This is a genomic window from Catellatospora paridis (assembly GCF_009720365.1).
Lineage (GTDB): Bacteria > Actinomycetota > Actinomycetes > Mycobacteriales > Micromonosporaceae > Catellatospora > Catellatospora paridis.
The window spans coordinates 551,055-570,964 of record NZ_ML769315.1 but is presented as its reverse complement, the minus strand read 5'-3'; the positions used below and the strand labels follow the sequence as shown (position 1 = coordinate 570,964).

20 protein-coding genes and 1 riboswitch are annotated in these 19,910 nt (G+C 71.4%); of the genes, 14 read left to right on the top strand and 6 right to left on the bottom strand.

The window, feature by feature from the left end:
- Positions 1–65 precede the first annotated feature (65 nt).
- Positions 66–1,502: a M16 family metallopeptidase gene (locus F9C41_RS15435; protein ID WP_155387545.1), complete on the top strand. Its 1,437-nt coding sequence runs from the start codon at positions 66–68 to the stop codon at positions 1,500–1,502.
- A gap of 158 nt (positions 1,503–1,660) precedes the next feature.
- Positions 1,661–2,416: a 4-hydroxy-tetrahydrodipicolinate reductase gene (dapB, locus tag F9C41_RS15430; RefSeq protein WP_155387441.1), complete on the top strand. Its 756-nt coding sequence runs from the start codon at positions 1,661–1,663 to the stop codon at positions 2,414–2,416.
- Positions 2,417–2,633: 217 nt separating this feature from the next.
- Here dapB and F9C41_RS15425 read toward each other — a convergent pair whose 3' ends face one another.
- Entirely contained in the window at positions 2,634–3,206 is a 573-nt protein-coding gene (locus tag F9C41_RS15425) for a GNAT family N-acetyltransferase (protein WP_155387440.1), read from the bottom strand.
- A gap of 32 nt (positions 3,207–3,238) precedes the next feature.
- Between F9C41_RS15425 and F9C41_RS15420 the strand changes: the two genes are divergently transcribed.
- A complete protein-coding gene (locus F9C41_RS15420; protein WP_155387544.1) occupies positions 3,239–4,495 on the top strand; it encodes a glycosyltransferase 87 family protein in 1,257 nt (418 codons plus the stop codon).
- Here F9C41_RS15420 and F9C41_RS15415 read toward each other — a convergent pair.
- Positions 4,406–4,936, bottom strand: coding sequence for a GNAT family N-acetyltransferase (locus F9C41_RS15415; RefSeq protein WP_155387439.1), 531 nt, complete (start codon positions 4,934–4,936; stop codon positions 4,406–4,408). The two genes, F9C41_RS15420 and F9C41_RS15415, sit on opposite strands and share 90 nt — an antisense overlap.
- 196 nt (positions 4,937–5,132) lie before the next feature.
- On the opposite strand from F9C41_RS15415, the gene F9C41_RS15410 reads away from it, so the two are divergent.
- Positions 5,133–6,323, top strand: coding sequence for a winged helix-turn-helix domain-containing protein (locus F9C41_RS15410; RefSeq protein WP_155387543.1), 1,191 nt, complete (start codon positions 5,133–5,135; stop codon positions 6,321–6,323).
- Entirely contained in the window at positions 6,320–6,838 is a 519-nt protein-coding gene (locus tag F9C41_RS15405; RefSeq protein WP_155387438.1) for a DUF2752 domain-containing protein, read from the top strand. Before F9C41_RS15410 ends, F9C41_RS15405 begins: the two co-directional genes overlap by 4 nt.
- Positions 6,839–6,865: 27 nt before the next feature.
- On the opposite strand, the gene F9C41_RS15400 is transcribed toward F9C41_RS15405, so the two are convergent.
- From F9C41_RS15400 to F9C41_RS15390, 3 genes are all read right to left on the bottom strand, one after another.
- The gene (locus F9C41_RS15400) at positions 6,866–7,336 is read right to left on the bottom strand and encodes a hypothetical protein (RefSeq protein ID WP_155387437.1); all 471 of its coding nucleotides are present in this window, start codon (positions 7,334–7,336) and stop codon (positions 6,866–6,868) included.
- 142 nt (positions 7,337–7,478) lie between these two features.
- Positions 7,479–8,291, bottom strand: a complete 813-nt coding sequence (locus F9C41_RS15395) for a DUF4097 family beta strand repeat-containing protein (protein WP_155387436.1) — start codon at positions 8,289–8,291, stop codon at positions 7,479–7,481.
- Positions 8,292–8,303: 12 nt separating this feature from the next.
- Entirely contained in the window at positions 8,304–8,789 is a 486-nt protein-coding gene (locus tag F9C41_RS15390; protein ID WP_155387435.1) for a toxin-antitoxin system HicB family antitoxin, read from the bottom strand.
- 259 nt (positions 8,790–9,048) lie between these two features.
- Here F9C41_RS15390 and thyX point away from each other — a divergent pair, with 259 nt between their 5' ends.
- The 4 genes from thyX to F9C41_RS15370 all read left to right on the top strand — a co-directional run bounded on the left by thyX (position 9,049) and on the right by F9C41_RS15370 (position 15,211).
- On the top strand, positions 9,049–9,792 hold the full coding sequence (gene thyX, locus F9C41_RS15385) for an FAD-dependent thymidylate synthase (protein WP_155387542.1): 744 nt from the start codon (positions 9,049–9,051) through the stop codon (positions 9,790–9,792).
- Positions 9,793–9,833: 41 nt separating this feature from the next.
- Entirely contained in the window at positions 9,834–10,730 is an 897-nt protein-coding gene (dapA, locus tag F9C41_RS15380) for a 4-hydroxy-tetrahydrodipicolinate synthase (protein WP_155387434.1), read from the top strand.
- Between the two features lie 138 nt (positions 10,731–10,868).
- Positions 10,869–12,539, top strand: coding sequence for a ribonuclease J (locus F9C41_RS15375; protein ID WP_155387541.1), 1,671 nt, complete (start codon positions 10,869–10,871; stop codon positions 12,537–12,539).
- A gap of 176 nt (positions 12,540–12,715) precedes the next feature.
- Positions 12,716–15,211 (top strand): DNA translocase FtsK, encoded by a 2,496-nt coding sequence (locus F9C41_RS15370; RefSeq protein ID WP_155387433.1) that lies wholly within the window; start codon positions 12,716–12,718, stop codon positions 15,209–15,211.
- 88 nt (positions 15,212–15,299) lie between these two features.
- Here the strand turns inward: F9C41_RS15370 and F9C41_RS15365 are convergent, their stop codons facing one another.
- Positions 15,300–15,560: a CBU_0592 family membrane protein gene (locus tag F9C41_RS15365; RefSeq protein ID WP_155387432.1), complete on the bottom strand. Its 261-nt coding sequence runs from the start codon at positions 15,558–15,560 to the stop codon at positions 15,300–15,302.
- A gap of 12 nt (positions 15,561–15,572) precedes the next feature.
- A riboswitch (guanidine-III (ykkC-III) riboswitch) is annotated at positions 15,573–15,640 on the bottom strand.
- Between the two features lie 154 nt (positions 15,641–15,794).
- On the opposite strand from F9C41_RS15365, the gene rimO reads away from it, so the two are divergent.
- The 5 genes from rimO (at position 15,795) to F9C41_RS15340 (ending at position 19,855) form a co-directional block, all read left to right on the top strand.
- Positions 15,795–17,276, top strand: coding sequence for a 30S ribosomal protein S12 methylthiotransferase RimO (rimO, locus tag F9C41_RS15360; protein WP_155387431.1), 1,482 nt, complete (start codon positions 15,795–15,797; stop codon positions 17,274–17,276).
- 10 nt (positions 17,277–17,286) lie between these two features.
- Entirely contained in the window at positions 17,287–17,865 is a 579-nt protein-coding gene (gene pgsA / locus F9C41_RS15355) for a CDP-diacylglycerol--glycerol-3-phosphate 3-phosphatidyltransferase (RefSeq protein WP_196279778.1), read from the top strand.
- Positions 17,862–18,719 (top strand): arylamine N-acetyltransferase family protein, encoded by an 858-nt coding sequence (locus F9C41_RS15350; RefSeq protein ID WP_230689617.1) that lies wholly within the window; start codon positions 17,862–17,864, stop codon positions 18,717–18,719. Before pgsA ends, F9C41_RS15350 begins: the two co-directional genes overlap by 4 nt.
- Positions 18,716–19,189: a CinA family protein gene (locus F9C41_RS15345; RefSeq protein ID WP_155387429.1), complete on the top strand. Its 474-nt coding sequence runs from the start codon at positions 18,716–18,718 to the stop codon at positions 19,187–19,189. Before F9C41_RS15350 ends, F9C41_RS15345 begins: the two co-directional genes overlap by 4 nt.
- Before the next feature lie 222 nt (positions 19,190–19,411).
- Positions 19,412–19,855 (top strand): helix-turn-helix domain-containing protein, encoded by a 444-nt coding sequence (locus tag F9C41_RS15340; RefSeq protein ID WP_155387428.1) that lies wholly within the window; start codon positions 19,412–19,414, stop codon positions 19,853–19,855.
- Positions 19,856–19,910: the final 55 nt, after the last annotated feature.

Sequence of the window (19,910 nt, the reverse complement as noted above, 5' to 3'; positions counted from 1 at the left end):
GCGATTACCCGCGCTGAGGAACCGTGCCGCCCATGTCTGCTGCATCCACCACCGGCGGCGAGTCCATGCCGCAGCCCACCGGAGCCCGCCGCGCCGAGCAGGCCGGTGCCGCCTCCGGCCCGACGAGCGGCCAGGGGAGCAGCCGAGCGCGTGCCGCCTCCGCCGCACCCGCGGTCCGTCCCGGGAACGGTGCGCGGGCGACGACCCGGGTTCTCGACAGCGACCCGCTCGGCGGGACGGTGCGGCGTACCGTGCTGCCCAACGGCATGCGGATCCTGACCGAGGCTGTGCCCGCGATGCGCAGCGTGACCTTCGGCATCTGGGTCGGGGTGGGCTCGCGCGACGAGGCGCCGCAGCTCGGCGGGGCTTCGCACTTCCTGGAGCACCTGCTGTTCAAGGGCACCCGCAAGCGGTCCGCGCTGGACATCTCCGCGCAGATCGAGGCCGTCGGCGGGGAGACCAACGCGTACACCGCCAAGGAGTACACCTGCTACTACGCGCGGGTGCTCGACGAGGACCTGCCGCTGGCCATCGACGTCATGTGCGACGCGGTCGCCGACTCGGTGCTGGCCGAGGCCGACGTCGAGACCGAGCGCGGGGTGATCCTCGAAGAGATCGCCATGCACGCCGACGAGCCCGGCGACGAGGTGCACGACCTGCACGCCGAGGTCCTCTACGGCGACCACCCGCTGGGCCGGCTGATCTCGGGCACCGTCGAGACCATCACGCCGATGACCCGCAAGCAGATCAACAGCTTCTACCGGCGGCGGTACACCCCGCCGGTCATCGTGATCGCCGCCGCGGGCAACCTCGACCACGCGACCGTGGTCAAGCAGGTACGCGAGGCGTTCGCGGGCACCCCGCTCGGTGACGCCCTGCCTGCCTCGCCCGAGCCCACCCGCTCGCCGCACTCGCGGGTCAAGCACCGCCCGCCGGCCACGCTGGTGCGCCCCGACGACACCGAGCAGGCCCACCTGGTGCTCGGCGGCCCGGCCCTGCACCGCCACGACGAGCGCCGGTTCGCGCTCGGGGTGCTCAACAACGTGCTCGGCGGCGGCATGTCCAGCCGCCTGTTCCAGCAGGTCCGCGAGAAGCGCGGGCTGGCGTACTCGGTCTACTCCTACACCTCGCAGTACGCCGAGACCGGCAGCTTCGCGGTGTACGCCGGCTGCGCCCCCGCCAAGGCCGACGAGGTCCTCGCCCTGATCCGCCAGGAGCTGTCCGACACCGCCGCACACGGCATCACCGCCGAGGAACTGCGCCGCGGCAAGGGCATGCTCAAGGGCTCCCTCGTGCTCGGCCTGGAGGACACCGGCTCCCGGATGAGCCGCCTCGGCAAGGGCGAACTCCTGCACGGCGACCTCATGTCCGTCGACGAACTCCTCCGCCGCATCGAGTCCGTCACCCTCGACGAGGTCAACCACATCGCCGCCAAGGTCCTCACCGCCCCCATGTCCCTAGCCGTAGTAGGCCCCTTCGACGATTCCGCCTTCCAGCTCTGACCCCTTTGTGGGTTGATCATGAACTTATGGCACGGTTCGACGGCGTGTCGTGGCCACAACTTCATGATCGTTTAGGCGGTCGGGGCAGGCTGCGCGGTGTGTTCCCAAAAGTGCGTGGTCGTCGCGCTGAGGGCGGTCTGATCGGCTAGGTTGGGCGCGTGACTGATGAAGTAGAGCCGCTGCGGGTCGGCGTGCTGGGTGCCCGCGGCCGCATGGGCATCGAGGTGTGCCGGGCCGTCGACCAGGCCGGGGACCTCGACCTCGTGGCGATGGTCGACCAGGGTGACTGGCTGTTCAACGCCTCCGACGCCTCCGCCCAGGTCGTGGTGGACTTCACCACGCCGGACGTGGTCATGGACAACCTGCAGTGGTGCATCGACCAGGGGATCAATGTGGTCGTCGGCACCAGCGGCTTCACCGACGCGCGGCTGGAGCAGGTCAGAGGCTGGCTCGCGGCCAAGCCCGAGGTCGGCGTGGTGATCGCACCCAACTTCGGCATCGGCGCGGTGCTGATGATGGAGTTCGCCGAGCGGGCGGCCCGCTACTTCGACTCGGTGGAGATCATCGAGCAGCACCATCCGAAGAAGGTCGACGCGCCCAGCGGCACCGCCCTGCATACCGCCCGGCTCATCGAGCAGGCCCGCAAGGCCGCCGGCAAGCCCGCGATGCCCGACGCGACCACGGACGAGATGGCCGGTGCCCGCGGCACCGAGGTCGGGGGCGTACGCATCCACAGCGTGCGCGCCGCAGGCCTGGTCGCCCACCAGGAAGTCCTCTTCGGCGCCACCGGCGAGACCCTGACGATCCGCCACGACTCCTTCGACCGCGCCTCCTTCATGCCCGGCGTCCTCCTCGCCATCCGCGAGGTCGTCAAACGCCCCGGCCTGACCCTAGGCCTGGCCCCCCTCCTGTAACCCACCTCACCCACCCACCCGCCCGCCCGCGACGATCTTGCTTGAACTGTGGGTATGACACGCTCAATCCGGGCGTATCGGCAACAGTTCGCGCAAGATCGTCGCGATCATGCGCGCGGGTCGGGTCGGGTGGTGATCATGAAGTTGTGGCTGGGACACACCGTCGAGCCGTGCCATAAGTTCATGATCAACGCGGCGCCGTGGCGCCGGGTGGCGGTCAGAGGGTGGTGTGGAGGCGGAGTTGGGGGACCAGGAGGTCGTCGACGTCGAGGGCGCGGGTGGCGCCGTCGGGGGCCCAGCCGGCCGAGGTGAGGAACTTGCGGGTCGCGGCGTCGGCGTCGAAGGCCCAGCACACGGCGCTGTCGAAGCCGTCGCCGCGCCACAGGTCGACGCTGGCGGCCAGCAGCCGGCTGCCGTGGCCGCGCCGGCCCCAGCGGGGCTCGACCAGCATGTCCGTGACGGCCGCCACGTTCTCGCGCTCCGGGGTGTGATCCTCATCGGCGGCCAGCGCCCCGTCGTCGAAGGGACCGGAGGCCGCGAAACCCACCACGTATTCTTGGACGGCCTGCTCGACCGCGTTCTGCTCGACGGCGACGAGGACCCGGTGGCGGGCGGTGGGGGGCGCGTTTACCGCGTCGGCCCAGCGCAACGCCAGGAACGCCTCGTCGATCTCGTCCAGGACGTGTTTGGGCAGCACCCGGCGATAGGCGACCCGCCAGGTCGCCAATTGGATACGTGCGATCTCGCCGGCGTCGTCGGGACGCGCCGGTCGGACGAACCCGACTGCCACGCCCGAAGCGTACCGAGCCCGCCCGGGCACTGATCAGGAGGTCGAGCTTGAGCCGTGGACGGCAGATCGCGACCGTGTCGGCACTGGCCGTCGCGGCGCTGGTATTCGTCGCGCTTTTCGCGCAGCGGCACGGTTTCTTCGACCTGAACGTCTACTACGGCGCCGTCCGGTTCTGGACCGATGGTGGCGAGATCTACGACTTCGTCCGGCCGAACAGCACGTACGGCTTCACGTACCCGCCGTTCGCGGCGCTGACCATGCTGCCGATGGCGGTGCTGTCCTGGCCCGCGGCGATCGTGGTGAGTTCGGCCGCGACGGCGCTGGTGACCTGGTGGCTGCTGCGGCTGCTGCTCGGCCCCGTGATCGCGGCCCAGCGCTGGACGCCGTGGTTCGCGGTGGCCGTGGCGCTGTGCCTGGTCGCGGTGTACGAGCCGATGCGCGAGACCTTCCTGTTCGGGCAGGTCAACATGCTGCTGCTCGGGCTGGTCGCGGCGGACCTGCTGCTGTTCACGCGCAAGGGCAGCAAGTGGGGCGGGGTGGGCATCGGCCTGGCCACGGCGATCAAGCTGACCCCGGGCATCTTCATCGTGTACCTGCTGATCACCAAGCGCTGGCGGGCGGCGGCGATGGCCAGCGGCACGGCCGCGGCGGCGACGCTGGCCGCGGGCGTGGTCGCGCCGGACGCCACGCGCGAGTTCTGGACCAGCGCGCTGTGGGACACCGACCGGGTCGGCGTGCTGTCGTTCATCTCGAACCAGTCCCTGCAGGGCGTCGTCGCCCGGCTGACGGCGGGGCACCCGAGCAAGGCGCTGTGGGCGGTGCTGGTGGTGGCCGTGCTGGCGGTGTGGTTCGTCCGTTCCCGGGCGGCGGTGGCGCGCGGTGACGAGGTCGCCGGGCTCGCCTTCACCGGCATCATCGGGGTGCTGATCAGTCCGGTGACCTGGGTGCACCACCTGGTGTGGCTGATCCCGGCGCTGGTGCTGCTGGTCGAACGCGGTCTGGAGTCCGCTCCGGGTAGCAGGCGGCGCTGGGCGCTGCTGGGCCTGGCCGGGGTGTCGTACGTGATCCTGTCCAGCCGCGTGGTCTGGCTGTGGGAAGGCGAGGTCGGCGGGGTCGGCACGCTGCTCGGCTCGAACCTGTACGTCTGGGTGTGCCTGGCGCTGCTGTGCTGCACACCGCTGGCGGCCCGGCCCGCCGGGTCAGCCTCGCCGGAGGGTGCAGCGCAGCTCGGGGATGTCGACGTCGCTGCCGTGCGGCCGGTACGTGGCGCGAAGTCCGTCCGGGTGTAGCCCGTGCCGGGCGTAGAAGCGCAGCGCTCGATGGTTGTCCGCGAGCGCCCAGAGGCGCACCTCAGACTGCGGTAGCGCGTCGAGCGCGGCCAGCAGCAGAGCGTCGCCCGTGCCGGTGCCCCAGTGGTCGGGGTGCACGTAGATGGCGAGGATCTCGCCGACCTCCGGTTGCAGGGGGCCGCCGTCCAGCTCCTGGGCGCGATAGGGGCCGTGGCAGACGAAACCGCTGACCATGGCGCCGTCGAGGGCGACGAGGTTGTGGAAGAGGCTGTCCGGGTCGGCCAGCCGGTCGAGCCGCCAGGCTGTTCGGGCAGGGACGTCGAGTGCGGCCAGGACGTCGTCGGGCACGATTCCGGCGTACGCCACCTGCCAGGCCCGCACGTGTACCGCGGCGACGGCCGCACAGTCGGCGGGCGTCTCCGCCCGAACGATGATCCCCATGCCCGCAGAGCCTACGAAGACTCGCCCAAGCGGGCAAAGAGGTTACGAACGCCCTGCCCACACGGCGTGAAGTGATGGGAAGGTGCCCTTCCTCACCCAAAGCGATGTGCAGGTGCCCTTCCTTTCCTCAGGACGTCGGGGGTGGGGGGTAGCGTCGGGCGGCGTGGAGACGGTGACGGTGGCGCAGGCGCGGAGGATGGCGCTGGCGGCGCAGGGGTTCGCGGATCGGGCGCCGAAGGGGCCGGTGGGGGCACGGCACCTGCGCAAGGTGGTCGGGCGCACGGGGCTGCTGCAGATCGACTCGGTGAACGTGCTGCAGCGGGCGCATTACCTGCCTGCTTACAGCCGGATCGGGGCGTACGACCCGGCGGTGCTGGACGGGGCGAGCGCGCGGCGGCCGCGCTGGCTGTTCGAGTACTGGGGGCACGAGGCGTCCCTGCTGCCGGTCGAGCTGCAGCCACTGATGCGGTGGCGGATGGCGACCGCGCAGGGCGTGTGGGGCGGGCCCCGCAACATCGCGGCGCAGCGGCCCGACCTGGTGGCGTGGGTGCTGCAGGAGGTGCGCGACCGGGGGCCGGTGACCGCCGCCGTGATCGAGCAGGACGTGCCAAAGCCCAAGGACAACTGGGGCTGGAACTGGTCGGACGCGAAGAAGGCCCTGGAGTGGCTCTTCTACTCCGGCGAGATCACCTCGGCGGGACGGACCAGCCAGTTCGCCCGGCTGTACGACCTCACCGAGCGGGTGCTGCCGGCGGCCGTGATGAGCACGCCGACCCCGGAGCCCGCGGCGGCGTACCGGGCGCTGGTCGAGATCGCGGCCCGCGCGCTGGGGGTGGCCGCCGAGCCGGAGCTGCGGGACTACTTCCGGTTGCCGCTGGCCGGGGCCCGCACCGCTGTCGCCGAGCTGGTTGAGGCGGGCGTGCTGATCCCCACACAGATCAAGGGCTGGACGCGGCCGACCTGGCGGCACCGCGACGCCGCGCTGCCGCGCAAGGTTGCCGTGTCGACGCTGGTCAGCCCGTTCGACCCGCTGATCTGGGAGCGCTCGCGCACCGAGCGGCTGTTCGACCTGCGCTACCGGATCGAGATCTACGTGCCGCAGGAGCAGCGGGTGCACGGCTACTACGTGCTGCCCTTCCTGCACGGCGACCGGTTCGCGGCCCGCGTCGATCTGAAGGCCGACCGCCGGGCCGGGGTGCTGCGGGTGCCCGCCGTGTGGGCCGAGCCGGGAGTGGACGAGCACGCCACGGCCGAGGCCCTGGCGGTCGAGTTGCGCCGCCTCGCGGCCTGGCTGGGCCTGGGCGAGGTGGCCGCTCCCGAGCGGGGTGATCTCGCTGCCGCGCTCGCCGACGCGGGTATGCGCGGCAGTGTAAGTTCAGAGCTGTGACCGAGGCCTCCGCCACCGTGACCCCGCACGGCCCGCAGTTCGCGGGCGACCCCTTCACGCCCCCGCCGGCCGATCGGATCACCCGGTTCACCGACTGGCTGCGCGCGCACACGCCGGTCTGGGCGGGGCCGCTGGCGGCGCTGGCCTGCATCGGCGGCGCGCTGACCTACACCCAGCTGGCCGACCCGGCCAACGTCGGCGCAGACGCCACGCCCACCTGCCTGGTCAAGATGCTCACCGGGTTCGACTGCCCGGGCTGCGGCGGCACCCGCGCCGCGTGGTACCTGATGCAGGGCGACCTGCCGGCCGCGGCACGCCACCACCTGATGTTCGTCTTCGCGGTGCCGTTCCTGATCTACATGTACGTGGCCTGGGCGGGCAACACCACCTTCAAATGGAAGCTGCCCCAGCTGAAGATCGGTCCCAAGCACATCGCGTTCTTCCTGGGCGCGTGGGGCGTGTTCATGGTGCTGCGCAACCTGCCCTGGGCCCCGTTCACGTACTTCTTCGTCTGACCGCTCCCCGGCCGTCGCGGCGGCCGGTCAGCGCGTCGCCATGGCCGCGAGCACCGCGGCGAGCAGGATCCATCCGGTCAGCACGGCGGCGATGCCCGCGCGCACGCCCGACCTCGCCCCGGCGAACGCCAGCACGGTCAGCACGACCAGCTGCACGGCGACGAGGACGGCCAGCGCGGGCAGGCCCATGATCATGGCCAGGATCGCCATGCCGTCGCGCTGGTTCGGCGTACACCCGAAACCGATGCCGTCACACGAGCCGTCGGTCTTGGTGCCCGGCAGCGTCGTGATCCACGCCAGGACCCCACACGCCAGCAGCGCCGCCGCCGCGGCGATGATCCCGAACCCCCGTGCGACGACCGACCCCCTGCTCGGCCGACCGCCACGGGCCATCCCCGTGCCCTCCTCGGGCGCCAACTCCCCGGCCGCGGGCACGACCTCCTCGGGCACTGACTCCCCGGCCGCGGGCATGGACTCTTCGGGCTGCACTGACGACATCCCGAGGACCCTACGGGACCCGGCCCACACGCAGCCGCCCCGTCGCGGCGACGAACCTGCGCGGGTGACCCCCGGCCGCCCGATTCGGACGTGTCATGGGGGACACCCGCGCAAGGTCAGTGCAGAGCGGGGCGGCCGTGGGTCAGGCGGGCGTGACGCGGCGCAGGGCGATGTCGCCGGAGGCCGTGCGGACCTTGAGGGTGAGTGTGGCGGGGGTGGCCTCGGCGGGTGGGGTGGCGCCGGTCATGTGCAGGTCGCTGGTGGTACGGCCGGCCGCGGTGCTCAGGTCGAGCCAGACGCCCGTGCCCGCGGCGACGCCGACCTTGATGTCGCCGCTGGCCGTGTTGAGCTTGGCCTCGCCGCCGCGGGCCACGCCGATGGCGATGTCACCAGAGGCGGTGAGGACCCTGGTGTCGGCCTCGATGCCGCCCAGCTCGACGTCACCGCTGGCGGTGTTGGCGGTGACGGCGCCGCCGATGTGCCCGGTGCGCACGTGGCCGGAGGCGCTGGTGACGCGCAGCTGCCCGCCGACCGGGCCGAGGCGCACGTTGCCGCTGGCGGTGTGGACGCTGACGTCGCCGGTCACCGGCCCGAGGATCACCTCGCCGCTGGCGGTGTGGATCACCGCGTCGTGGTAGGAGCCCTCGCACACCGTGTCGGCGGAGGCGACCTTCACCGACAGCGCGCTGCCGGTGGGCAGCTCGACACGGACGAGGAGCCGGGCGCGCCGGAACAGCCGCCAGCCGCCGTGCTCGGGGGCCTGGACCAGCAGGTGCCGGCCCTCCTTGAAGTCGATCTTCGTCTCGCGCACGGCTTCGGCGCTGGCCTCGGAGGAGTCCATGGCGACCACGCTGACGTTGACGGTGTCGCGCTCGGTGGCGACGACCTCGAGGCGCCCGGCGGCGACGCGCAGGTCGGCGCGGATGGTGCCGTTGCAGGGGAAGGTCTGGTTCATGTCCGGCTCCTGTCAGGCCTGGGCGTAGCCGGTGATCCGGCGGCCGAGGTGGGAGGTGGGGGGCGGGGTGACCGGGCGCAGCGCGTTCGCGGTGGCGCGGACCAGCCAGGCGTTGACCGAGATGCCCTCGGCCGAGGCGGCGCGCTCGGCCGCCTCCTTGAGCTGCTCGGGCAGGCGCAGCGTGAGCCGTGCCTGGTCACCGCCCTCGGTGAGCGGCGGGACGGTCGGCGCGGGCGCGGCCTCGTGGACCGGGGCGACCGGCGTGCTGACGACCAGGTCGGCCTCGCGTCCGCGGATGCGCACCTCGACGGTCGGGCCGTCGAGCTTGGTGGTGATCTCGGCGCTCGCGTCGGCCAGCACCTCGATGAGGCAGAGCCGGGCCGACGCGTCGAGGGCGAGGGTCAGCAGTTCGGCGGTGCGGGCGACGTCGTCGCCGGCGGGCGCGGCCGCGGCGGCGAGATCCCGCCGCAGCGACTCGAGGTACGGGGACAGGTCCATGACACCACTATGACGTCACAACTGACGTCACGCAAGTGTCATCCTGACGTCTCTCTCACGCTCGATGACGTCACCGTGACGGCGTGCCTGGTAGATCGCCGATTGGGGTCGGAAAGTGCGGCGGGAGCCCAACTTTGGACACGAAACAGCGATCACTCCCGCCGCCCGGCGACACCTGCGTCGCCAACCGGACAATGGCTCCTATATCCCACCAGCAGCCTGGCCTCACCGGGCCGCTAAGCTGGCGCGTGTGACTGAGATGGTGAAGCCCTCTGTGCAGCTGATCGCCTGGACGAACTTCCGGGCCCCGGCCGACGTGCCGTGGGACACCGACGCCGAGGGCGGCCAGGCGCTGGCGGAGTTCGCCGGCCGGGCCTGCTACCAGTCCTGGTCCAAGCCGAACCCGGCGACCGCGACCAACGCCGACTACCTGCGCCACATCCTCGAGGTGGGCCACCTGTCGGTGCTGGAGCACGGGAGCGCGACGTTCTACTTCACGGGCGTCTCACGTTCTTTCACGCACGAACTGATCCGCCACCGGCACTTCTCGTACTCCCAGCTGTCCCAGCGCTACGTTCCCGAGCGCGACGCGGCCATGGTCGAGCCCGAGGTGATCGCGGCCAACCCGGAGCTGCACAAGAAGTTCGTCGAGGCCAGCGAGGCCGCGGTGCGGGCGTACAACGAGCTGCTGGAGGGCCTGGAGGCCACCTTCGCCGATGTGCCCAACGCCACGCTGCGCCGCAAGCAGGCCCGTCAGGCGGCCCGTGCCGTGCTGCCGAACGCCACCGAGACCCGGATCGTGGTCACCGGCAACTACCGCGCCTGGCGGCACTTCATCGCGATGCGGGCGACCGAGCACGCCGACGTGGAGATCCGTGAGCTGGCCGTGGCCACCCTTCGCGAGCTGCAGAAACTTGCACCGAGCGTGTTCGACGACTTCTCGATCAGCGCCCTTCCGGACGGCTCGGAGATCGCCTCCAGCGTCTACACCTGGGAGTCCTGAGGGCCACGATGGCGCCCGCCGTATTCCGCTAGGTTGTGTGCATGACGAACAATGCTCAAAGGCCATTCGGCCGCCTGCTCACCGCGATGGTCACACCGTTCGGTGCCGACGGGGCCGTCGATGCCGACGGTGCCGCCCGCCTCGCGGTGCACCTCGTGGACGAGCAGCGCAACGATGCGTTGGTCGTCAACGGCACCACCGGTGAATCGCCCACCACGACCGACGCCGAGAAAGAGGCCGTGATCAGGGCCGTCGTCGAGGCTGTCGGCGACCGGGCCCGGGTGGTGGCCGGGGTGGGCACGTTCAGCACCCACCACACCGTCGAGCTGGCCCGCTCGGCCGAGAAGGCGGGCGCGCACGGACTGCTCGTCGTGTCGCCCTACTACAACAAGCCGCCGCAGGCCGGGCTGGTCAAGCACTTCACCACGGTCGCCGACGCGGTCGACCTGCCGGTCCTGCTCTACGACATCCCGCACCGCACCGGCGTCGCGATCTCCACCGACACCATGGTCACCCTGGCCGGGCACCCGCGCATCGTGGGCGTGAAGGACGCCAAGGGCGACCTGGCCGCCGCGTCCTGGGTCAAGCGGCGGGCCGAGTTCGCCTACTACAGCGGTGACGACGCGGCGACCCTCCCGCTGCTGGCGATCGGGGGCGTCGGCGTCGTCGGCACCTCGACCCACTTCACCGGGGTCGGCACCAAAGACATGATCGAGGCGTACGAGCGCGGAGACGTCGCCGAGGCCCGGCGCCTGCACGAGGCGCTGCTCCCGCTGTACACCGGAATCTTCCGCACCCAGGGCACCATCCTGGTCAAGGCGGGCCTGAACGCCCGTGGCCTGCCCGCCGGGCCGGTCCGCCCGCCACTGGTCGACGCGACCGAGGCCGAGCTGGCGCAACTGCGCATCGACTGCGCGGACGCCGGCCTGCCGCTCTAGACGCCAAAGGGGCGCGAAGCCCCAGCACGAACGGCGCGCCGCGTGCCGCTGCCCTGAAACGGCGGCACCCGCGCCGGAGAACATAAGGAGTGATGTTCATTGACCGGGCCACAACTGGAGACCGGGCGTAGCGCCAATCTGGGCGCGCCCCCGCCGCTGCCCGAGGGCGGCCTGCGGATCATCCCGCTGGGCGGGCTGGGGGCCATCGGCCGCAACATGACCGTGTTCGAGTTCGGCGGCAAGCTGCTGATCGTCGACTGCGGCGTGCTGTTCCCGGACACCGCCGACCAACCCGGCGTGGACCTGATCCTGCCGGACTTCGCACCCATCCTGGACCGCCTCGGCGACGTCCAGGCCATCGTGCTCACGCACGGCCACGAGGACCACATCGGCGCCGTGCCGTACCTGCTGGCCCACAAGAACGACATCCCGCTGGTCGGCTCGCAGTTCACGCTGGCGCTGATCGAGGCGAAGCTGGCCGAGCGGCGCATCACGCCGTACACGCTGACCGTCGCCGAGGGGCAGCGCGAGCGGCTCGGGCCGTTCGAGCTGGAGTTCTTCGCGGTCAACCATTCGATCCCGGATGCGCTGGCGGTGGCCATTCGCACCGACGCGGGCCTGGTGCTGCACACCGGCGACTTCAAGATGGACCAGCTGCCGCTGGACGGGCGCATCACCGACCTGGCCGGCTTCGCCCGGCTCGGTATGGAGGGCGTCGACCTGCTGCTGTCGGACTCCACCAACGCGGAGATCCCCGGTTTCGTCTCGCCGGAGAAGCAGATCGGCCCGGTGCTCGGGTCGATCTTCGGCAAGGCGACCGGGCGCATCATCGTGGCCTCGTTCGCCTCGCACGTGCACCGGGTGCAGCAGGTGTTCGACGCCGCCGAGGAGCACGGCCGCAAGGTCGCCCTGATCGGCCGGTCCATGGTCCGCAACATGGGCATCGCCCGCGACCTCGGCCTGCTGAAGGTCAAGGCCGGCCTGATCGTGAACATGGAGGAGGCGGCGAGCCTGCCGCCGAACGAGATCGTGCTGATGTCGACCGGATCACAGGGCGAACCGATGAGCGCGCTGGGCCGGATGGCCAACGGCGACCACCGCCACATCGTGGTCGGGCCCAACGACACCGTGGTGCTGGCGAGCTCGCTGGTCCCCGGCAACGAGACCAGCGTGTACCGGGTGATCAACCAGCTGGCCCGGCTCGGTGCCAACGTCATCCACAAGGACGTGGCCAAGGTGCACGTCAGCGGCCACGCGCCCGCGGGCGAGCTGCTCTACCTGCTCAACGTCGTGAAGCCGAGCAACCTGATGCCGGTGCACGGCGAGTGGCGGCACCTGCGCGCGCACGCCCAGCTCGGCGTCGACTCCGGGGTGGACCCGGCGCGGGTGGTGCTCTGCGAGGACGGCGACGTGGTCGACCTCGTCGAGGGCCACGCCAAGGTGGTCGGCCACGTGAAGAGCCGGTATGTCTATGTGGACGGTCTGGCCATCGGTGACGTCGGCGAGAGCCTGCTCACCGAGCGCCGGGTGCTGGGCGACGGCGGCTTCATCGCGGTGACCGTGGTGGTCGACTCGGTCACCGGCAAGGTGGTCGGCGGCCCGCTGCTGTCGGCGAAGGGCTTCTCCGAGGACCCGACCGCGTTCGACCCGGCGCTGCCGCTGGTCACCGAGGCCCTCGACCGCGCGGCGCTGGACGGCGTGACCGACTCGCACCAGCTCCAGCAGATCGTCCGCCGGGTCGTCGGCCGCTGGGTCAACGAGGCCTACCGCCGCCGCCCGATGATCGTCCCGAACGTCCTGGAGGTCTGACCCCGACTGTCCGCCGTGGATCCCTCCGCGTTGATCATGAACTTAGGGCCGCCGGTGGTGAGTCAATGGTGTTCCGCCGTTTCAGGCGGAGCACCGCGACGATCCACTGGCGTTCGACACGCCGTCGAACCGTTCCATAAGTTCATGATCAACGTGGAGGGGTTACGGTGTGGGACATGGCGGGCCGTACTTCCTCATCGAGCCGTCGTCGAGCTGCCACGCCGACGAAGGCCACGGCCGCGCGTACCCGACAGACGGGGCGTACGCCCGCCCGCCGTGCCCCGACCCGACGGCCAGCCGCGCGTCGCCGCAGTCGCGTCACGATCAATCCGGCAGCGCTGCTCGGCCGCCTGGTCGGCGGCATCTGGATGGCCATCGCGCACGGTCTGGGCTGGATGGTGCGCGCCGTCGGCTCGCAGGCCGCCAAGGCCCGCGACCTCGACCCCGAGCACCGCCGCGACGGCCTGGGCCTGCTGCTGATGGCCCTGGCCATCCTGTTCGGCGTCGCCATCTGGGGCTCCGGCCAGGGCAGCGGTGGCAAGTTCGGCACCTGGCTGGCCGACACCACCCGCTTCTTCATCGGCGCCACCGCCGCCGCGCTGCCGCTGCTGCTGGCCGTCAGCGGGATCCGGGCCATGCGCGCCGAACCGGACCCCGCCCAGCGCGGCCGCGGCATCGTCGGCTGGACGGCGCTCACCCTCGCCTCGACCGCGCTGCTGCACATCGCGCTCTCGCCCGTCGACGTGCAGCAACTGGAGCAGGCCGGCGGCCTGCTCGGCAAGCTCGTCGGGGGCGGACTCGGCGCGTTCCTGTCGAACTTCGTCGCCACGCTGCTGTTCATCCTGCTGCTCACCTTCGGCGTGCTCGTCATCACCGCGACCCCGATCAACAAGATCCCGGAGCGGTTGGCCAACCTGCGCGACAGCTTCCTGGGCGTGGCCACGCCGGAACGCACCGCGGACGACACGGACGAGGAGCAGGACGTCCCCGCGCCGCGCCGGCGCAAGCGGCTCACCCCGCCCGCGGCGTTCAGCCCGCCGGACCCCGACGACGACTTCGACGACGAGGAGCTGGAGCGGCTCGCCGCGCAGGAGACCGTCGTCATCGACCGGACACCCAAGCCGCCCCGGCGCAAGCCGGACCCGCCGCAGCACACGCCGCCGCCCACCAAGACCGAGCAGCTGCTGCTGCCCAGCCTCGGCGGCGACTACACCCTGCCGCCCGCCAACCTGCTCAAGCCCGGCGAGGTCGCCAAGACCCGGTCCAAGGCCAACGACGAGGTCATCGCCGCGCTCGCGCACGTGTTCGACCAGTTCGACGTGGACGCCGCGGTCACCGGGTTCACCCGCGGCCCGACGGTCACCCGCTACGAGGTCGAGCTCGGGCTCGGGGTGAAGGTGGAGCGCATCACCGCCCTGTCGCGCAACATCGCGTACGCGGTGAAGAGCCCCGACGTGCGCATCCTCAGCCCGATCCCGGGCAAGAGCGCGGTCGGCGTGGAGATCCCCAACACCGACCGGGAGGACGTGGCGCTCGGCGACGTGCTGCGCTCCCGGGTGGCCACCTCCGAGACGCATCCGATGGTGGTGGCGCTCGGCAAGGACATCGAGGGCGGCTACGTGGTGGCCAACCTCGCCAAGATGCCGCACATCCTCATCGCCGGCGCGACCGGCGCGGGCAAGTCGTCCTGCCTCAACTCGCTGCTGGTGTCGATCCTGGCGCGGGCCACGCCGGACCAGGTGCGGCTGCTGCTGATCGACCCCAAGCGCGTCGAGATGACCAACTACGAGGGCATCCCGCACCTGGTCACCCCGATCGTGACGAACCCGAAGAAGGCCGCCGACGCCCTCGAGTGGGTCGTCCGCGAGATGGACATGCGCTACGACGACCTCGCGGCCGCCGGGGTGCGCCACGTCGACGACTACAACCGCAAGCTGCGGGCCGGGCAGATCAAGCCGCCCCCCGGCTCCGAGCGGGTGCTCACGCCCTACCCGTACCTGCTGGTGGTCGTCGACGAGCTGGCCGACCTGATGATGGTCGCGCCGCGCGACGTCGAGGACTCGATCGTGCGCATCACGCAGCTGGCCCGCGCGGCCGGCATCCACCTGGTGCTGGCCACCCAGCGCCCGTCGGTGGACGTGGTGACCGGTCTGATCAAGGCGAACGTGCCGTCCCGGCTGGCGTTCGCGACCAGCTCGCTGGCCGACTCCCGGGTCATCCTGGACCAGCCCGGCGCGGAGAAGCTGATCGGCCGTGGCGACGCGCTGTTCCTGCCCATGGGCGCCAGCAAGCCGCAGCGCATCCAGGGCTCCTGGGTCAGCGAGACCGAGATGAACGACATCGTGGCGTTCTGCAAGCGCCAGCGCGAGCCCGAGTTCCGCCCCGAGGTGCTGGCCCCGGTGCAGGAGACCAAGAAAAAGGTCGACGAGGAGATCGGCGACGACCTGACGCTGCTCATCCAGGCGATCGAGCTGGTCGTGGTCTCCCAACTCGGCTCGACCAGCATGCTCCAGCGCAAACTCCGCGTCGGCTTCGCCAAGGCAGGCCGCCTGATGGACCTCATGGAGACCCGCGGCATAGTCGGCCCCTCCGAGGGCTCCAAAGCCCGCGAGGTCCTCGTCAAGCCGGACGAGTTGGCCGAGGTCCTGTCCGCCCTCGGCGTCGACGACTAGTCGCGTTGATCATGAACTTATGGAACGGGTCGACGGTGTGTCGCCGCCATAACCTCATGATCAACGCCGCTCGGCGGGGTCCGGGCCGTCAGGAGGGGGTGGGGTCGGGGGTGTGGCGGGTGCGCAGGACGGAGATCAGGGCCACCGCGCTGACGGCGGACCAGACGCCTTCCAGCAGGAGGAAGCCCCAGTCCTGGCTGGTCCAGGCGAGCCAGGCGAGTACGCCGGCGCCGAGGGTGTTCGCGGTCAGATAGCCGACCGAGCGGGGCGTGGTCCAGCCGAGCTGTCCGGCCACGTACCCGGCCAGCACCGTCAGTGCGCCCATGATCTGCAGGACGTCATGGTTCATGATCGTGAGTTCTACGCGCCGTCTTGTCGTTCCGGGTACGGCGAGCGGTCGTCCGGGGCGGGCGCCGGAGGGCGCGGCCGCCGCCAAGGCTAGCTCGAAGGAGTTAAGAAGGGCACCTTTTACTACGTATAGCGATAAGAAGGTGCCCTTCCTTACATGGAAGGCAGTACTCGGTATGTCGGCTGGGAACGGTAGCCTGGTCGGGTGCCAGTTGACTCTTCTCATGACCTTCCCGTGCCCGAGAGTGGGCGGCGGGTCGCGCTGCTGACCCTGGGCTGCGCCCGCAACGAGGTCGACTCGGAGGAGCTGGCCGCCCGCCTGGCGGCCGACGGCTGGCAGGTCAGCACCGACGGCGAGGGCGCGGACGTGGTCCTCGTCAACACCTGCGGCTTCGTCGAGAAGGCCAAGCAGGACTCGATCGACACGCTGCTGGCCGCCGCCGACACCGGCGCGAAGGTGGTGGCGGCGGGCTGCATGGCCGAGCGCTACGGCAACCAGCTCGCCGAGAGCCTGCCCGAGGCCGACGCGGTGCTCGGCTTCGACGACTACCCGTCGATCTCCGCCGCGCTCGGCTCGGTGCTACGCGGCGACAAGCACGCCGCGCACACCCCGCGCGACCGTCGTGAGCTGCTGCCGATCGCCCCGGCCAAGCGCCGCGACACCGGCGTGATCGTGCCGGGCCACGCGGCGTTCACCAACGACGAGCACACCCCGGCGCACCTGCGGCCCGTGCTGCGGCACCGGCTCGACAGCAGCCCCGTGGCCTCGCTGAAGCTCGCCAGCGGCTGCGACCGCCGGTGCTCGTTCTGCGCCATCCCCGCGTTCCGCGGCTCGTTCGTCAGCCGCACCCCTGACGAGCTGCTGGCCGAGGCCGAGTGGCTGGCCGGCACGGGCGTACGCGAGCTGGTGCTGGTCAGCGAGAACTCCACGTCGTACGGCAAGGACCTGGGCGACCCGCGGGCGCTGGAGAAGCTGCTGCCGCAGCTGGCCGCGATCCGGGGCCTGGTCCGGGTGCGGGTCAGCTACCTGCAGCCCGCCGAGACCCGTCCGGGATTGGTCGAGGCGATCGCCACCACGCCGGGCGTCGCGCCGTACTTCGACCTGTCGTTCCAGCACTCCTCCGAGCCGGTGCTGCGCCGGATGCGCCGTTTCGGCTCCACCGAGCGCTTCCTGGAACTGCTGGACAGCGCCCGCAAGCTCGCCCCGGAGGCGGGCGCGCGGAGCAACTTCATCGTCGGCTTCCCGGGCGAGACCCGCGCCGACTACGAGGAGCTGGTGCGCTTCGTCAGCGAGGCGCGGCTCGACGCGATCGGCGTGTTCGACTACAGCGACGAGGACGGCACCGAGGCCGCGACCATGGACGGCAAGGTCGGCGCGAAGACGGTTCGCAGCCGGTACGACAAGATGCTGAGCCTGGTCGAGGAGCTGTGCGGCCAGCGGGCCGAGGAGCGTCTGGGCAGCTTCGTGGACGTGCTGGTGGACACGGTGGATGGCAACGGCGTCGAGGGGCGCGCGGCGCACCAGGCGCCGGAGGTGGACGGCTCGACCATGCTGGTCGCCGGGGCCGACGGGGTCGACCTGGGCGCGCTGCACCCGGGTGACCTGGTGCGGGCCCGGGTGACCGGGACCGAGGGCGTGGACCTGGTGGCCGTACCGGTCGAAATGATCGACGCGGCTCCCGCAGGTCGGCCCGCACTGGCCGTGGTGGCTGGTTAGCGTGTCTGCCGTGCAGGAACGTTCACGCCGGGTGCCACCGCTGCTCAACGCCGCCAACGTCCTCACGGTCGTGCGCATCGTGCTGGTGCCGGTCTTCGTGGCACTGGTGATCGTTTCTGGGATGACCGACAACCGCTGGCGGATCGCGGCCGCGATCACGTTCGGCGTCGCGTCGTTCACCGACTACGTCGACGGCTGGATCGCCCGGCGCTTCGAGCTGGTCACCTCGTTCGGCAAGGTCGCCGACCCGATCGCGGACAAGGCGCTGACCGGCTCGGCGCTGGTCCTGCTGAGCTGGTACGACCTGCTGCCGTGGTGGGTCACCGTGGTGATCCTGGTCCGGGAGTGGGGCATCACGCTGATGCGCTTCTGGGTCATCCGGTACGGCGTGATCGCGGCCAGCCGCGGCGGCAAGCTCAAGACGGTGCTGCAGATCGCCGCGATCGCCTGGTACCTGTGGCCGTTCCCGGCCCCGTGGTCGGCGGTCGGCCCGTGGCTGATGGGCGCGGCGCTGCTGGTGACCGTGGTGACCGGCGTCGACTACGTGGTGGCGGCGATCCGGCTGCGGCGCGGCACGCCCGTCTCGTGATCGAGGCATACCTGGACCTGCTCGGGGTGCCGCGCCGGGCGCCCTCGGCCGGGTACCTGCGCGAACTGCACCGCGCACACGTGGCCCGGGTGCCGTACACCAACGGAGAGATCATGCTGGGCCGGCCCGGCACGGTCACGCCCGACGAGGCGCTGCGCCGGGTCACCGCTGGGCTCGGCGGCTACTGCTTCCACCTGAACGCTGCCTTCAGCGAACTGCTGCGGGCGCTGGGCTTCACCGTCACCCTGCACCGCGGCTACGTGGTGGCCGCCCTCGACGAGGTGGACGCCGAGCTGAACCACCTGGCCCTGCAGGTGCACGATCTGCCGGACCCGTCGAACCCGGGTGGGCGGTGGCTGGCCGACGCCGGGCTCGGCGACGCGCTGTTCGACCCGTTGCCGCTGGTCGACGGCGATTACGAGCAGGGTCCTTTCGCGTATGCCCTGACGGTCTCGCCGCGGCCGGAGGCCGGCTGGCGGCTGCGGCACGACCCGGCGGGGTCCTTCGCGGCATGCGACATCGTCGCCGCTCCGGCCGTGCTCGGCGACTTCGCCGAGGCGCACGAGCGCCTGTCGACCTCGGCCGAGTCGCCGTTCACCAGGTTCCTCACGGCGCAGCGCCGTACCGCGGCGGGGATGGACATCCTGCGCGGCTGCACGCTGCTCGGCATCGACGCCGCCGGGCGGCGCGAGGAGCATCTGGCCAGCCGGGAGCGCTGGCGGGAGGCGCTCGCCGAGCTCTTCGGCCTGACCGGCGACGACCTCGACGCGCTGTGGCCCGGCGCGCTGGCCGCACACGAGGAGTGGACGGCCCGCCGACGCGCCACGGCCGACGAGGGCGTGCCCGCCGCATGATCGATGTTCCTGAGCTGGTCGGCAGGCTGGCCGCGCGGGGGCAGACCGTCGCGGCGGCGGAGTCACTGACCGGCGGGCTGCTCACCGCGACCCTGGTCACAGTGCCCGGGGTGAGCCGGGTGCTGCGGGGCGGGCTGGTGGTCTATGCCACCGACCTCAAGCACAGTCTGGCCGGGGTGGACGCCGGGCTGCTGGCCGAGCGCGGGCCGGTCGATCCGGACGTGGCGCTCGCGCTGGCCCGGGGCGCGCGTGAGCGCTGCGGCGCGGACTGGGGCCTGTCCACGACCGGGGTGGCCGGACCGGGGCCGCAGGACGGCGTGCCCGCCGGGACCGTGTACGTCGCGCTGGCCGGTCCGGATGGTCAGGCCGAGGTCCGTGAGCTGCACGTCGACGGCGAGCGCCAGCACGTACGGGATGCCGCGGTGGCCACCGCGCTGGGCCTGCTCGACACCGCCGTGATCGATTCGTAAGACGTGATCTCTTCGTGACCTGTGCGGGGTTTGGCCGGACTGTCGTAGTGTGTATGAAAGTGGCGTCGGCCGCCGAGTGAGTTCGCCGATCCGCCCCGGCGGGGCGGGATGTCGAACTGGCATGAAGAGAGTACGGTTCTTCTCAGCCGTCGGTGACAACCGGCGGCTGACGGCATATCAGCCGACAGCGTCGTGACGGGGAACAGTTCAGGGGGTGCGAACATGGTGCTTCTGCGTCGAGTGATCGGTGATGCCCTCCGTGCCCGCCGGCAGGGCCAGCACCGCACCCTGCGTGAGGTCTCCACGGCTGCCAACGTGAGTCTCGGCTACCTGTCCGAGATCGAGCGGGGGCAGAAGGAGGCGTCCAGCGAGCTGCTGACCTCGATCTGCGATGCGCTGGGCGCGCGCCTGTCCGAGGTCCTGCGCGAGGTCAGCGACACCATGGCCGTCGCCGAGCAGGTCGAGGGCGTGCTCACGCCGCTGCCGCGCGGTGACAAGCAGGTGGCTGAGATCACGCACCGGCCGCGGACCGAGGTGGCCACCGACGGCCAGGTCTCGGTCACGGTCCGCCGGGACAACCCGCTGCGCACCACGCTGCGGACGACCCGCAACATGCGTCCGGGCAACACCGGCAACGCGCGCGGCCGCGAGGTCGTCGGCGTCTGAGGAGCCCGTTGCGGCGGTGCTCCCAGCTCCATGTGCTCCTGAGCGGGCGGCCACC

Coding starts and splice junctions, on each gene's coding strand:
- F9C41_RS15395 (WP_155387436.1), bottom strand. CDS start 8,291: ATGAACCAGACCTTCCCCTGCAACGGCACCATCCGCGCCGACCTGCGC.
- thyX (WP_155387542.1), top strand. CDS start 9,049: ATGGTGAAGCCCTCTGTGCAGCTGATCGCCTGGACGAACTTCCGGGCC.
- dapA (WP_155387434.1), top strand. CDS start 9,834: ATGACGAACAATGCTCAAAGGCCATTCGGCCGCCTGCTCACCGCGATG.
- F9C41_RS15340 (WP_155387428.1), top strand. CDS start 19,412: ATGGTGCTTCTGCGTCGAGTGATCGGTGATGCCCTCCGTGCCCGCCGG.
- F9C41_RS15410 (WP_155387543.1), top strand. CDS start 5,133: ATGGCGCTGGCGGCGCAGGGGTTCGCGGATCGGGCGCCGAAGGGGCCG.
- F9C41_RS15435 (WP_155387545.1), top strand. CDS start 66: ATGCCGCAGCCCACCGGAGCCCGCCGCGCCGAGCAGGCCGGTGCCGCC.
- F9C41_RS15370 (WP_155387433.1), top strand. CDS start 12,716: ATGGCGGGCCGTACTTCCTCATCGAGCCGTCGTCGAGCTGCCACGCCG.
- F9C41_RS15345 (WP_155387429.1), top strand. CDS start 18,716: ATGATCGATGTTCCTGAGCTGGTCGGCAGGCTGGCCGCGCGGGGGCAG.
- F9C41_RS15390 (WP_155387435.1), bottom strand. CDS start 8,789: ATGGACCTGTCCCCGTACCTCGAGTCGCTGCGGCGGGATCTCGCCGCC.
- F9C41_RS15415 (WP_155387439.1), bottom strand. CDS start 4,936: ATGGGGATCATCGTTCGGGCGGAGACGCCCGCCGACTGTGCGGCCGTC.
- F9C41_RS15400 (WP_155387437.1), bottom strand. CDS start 7,336: ATGTCGTCAGTGCAGCCCGAAGAGTCCATGCCCGCGGCCGGGGAGTCA.
- F9C41_RS15365 (WP_155387432.1), bottom strand. CDS start 15,560: ATGAACCATGACGTCCTGCAGATCATGGGCGCACTGACGGTGCTGGCC.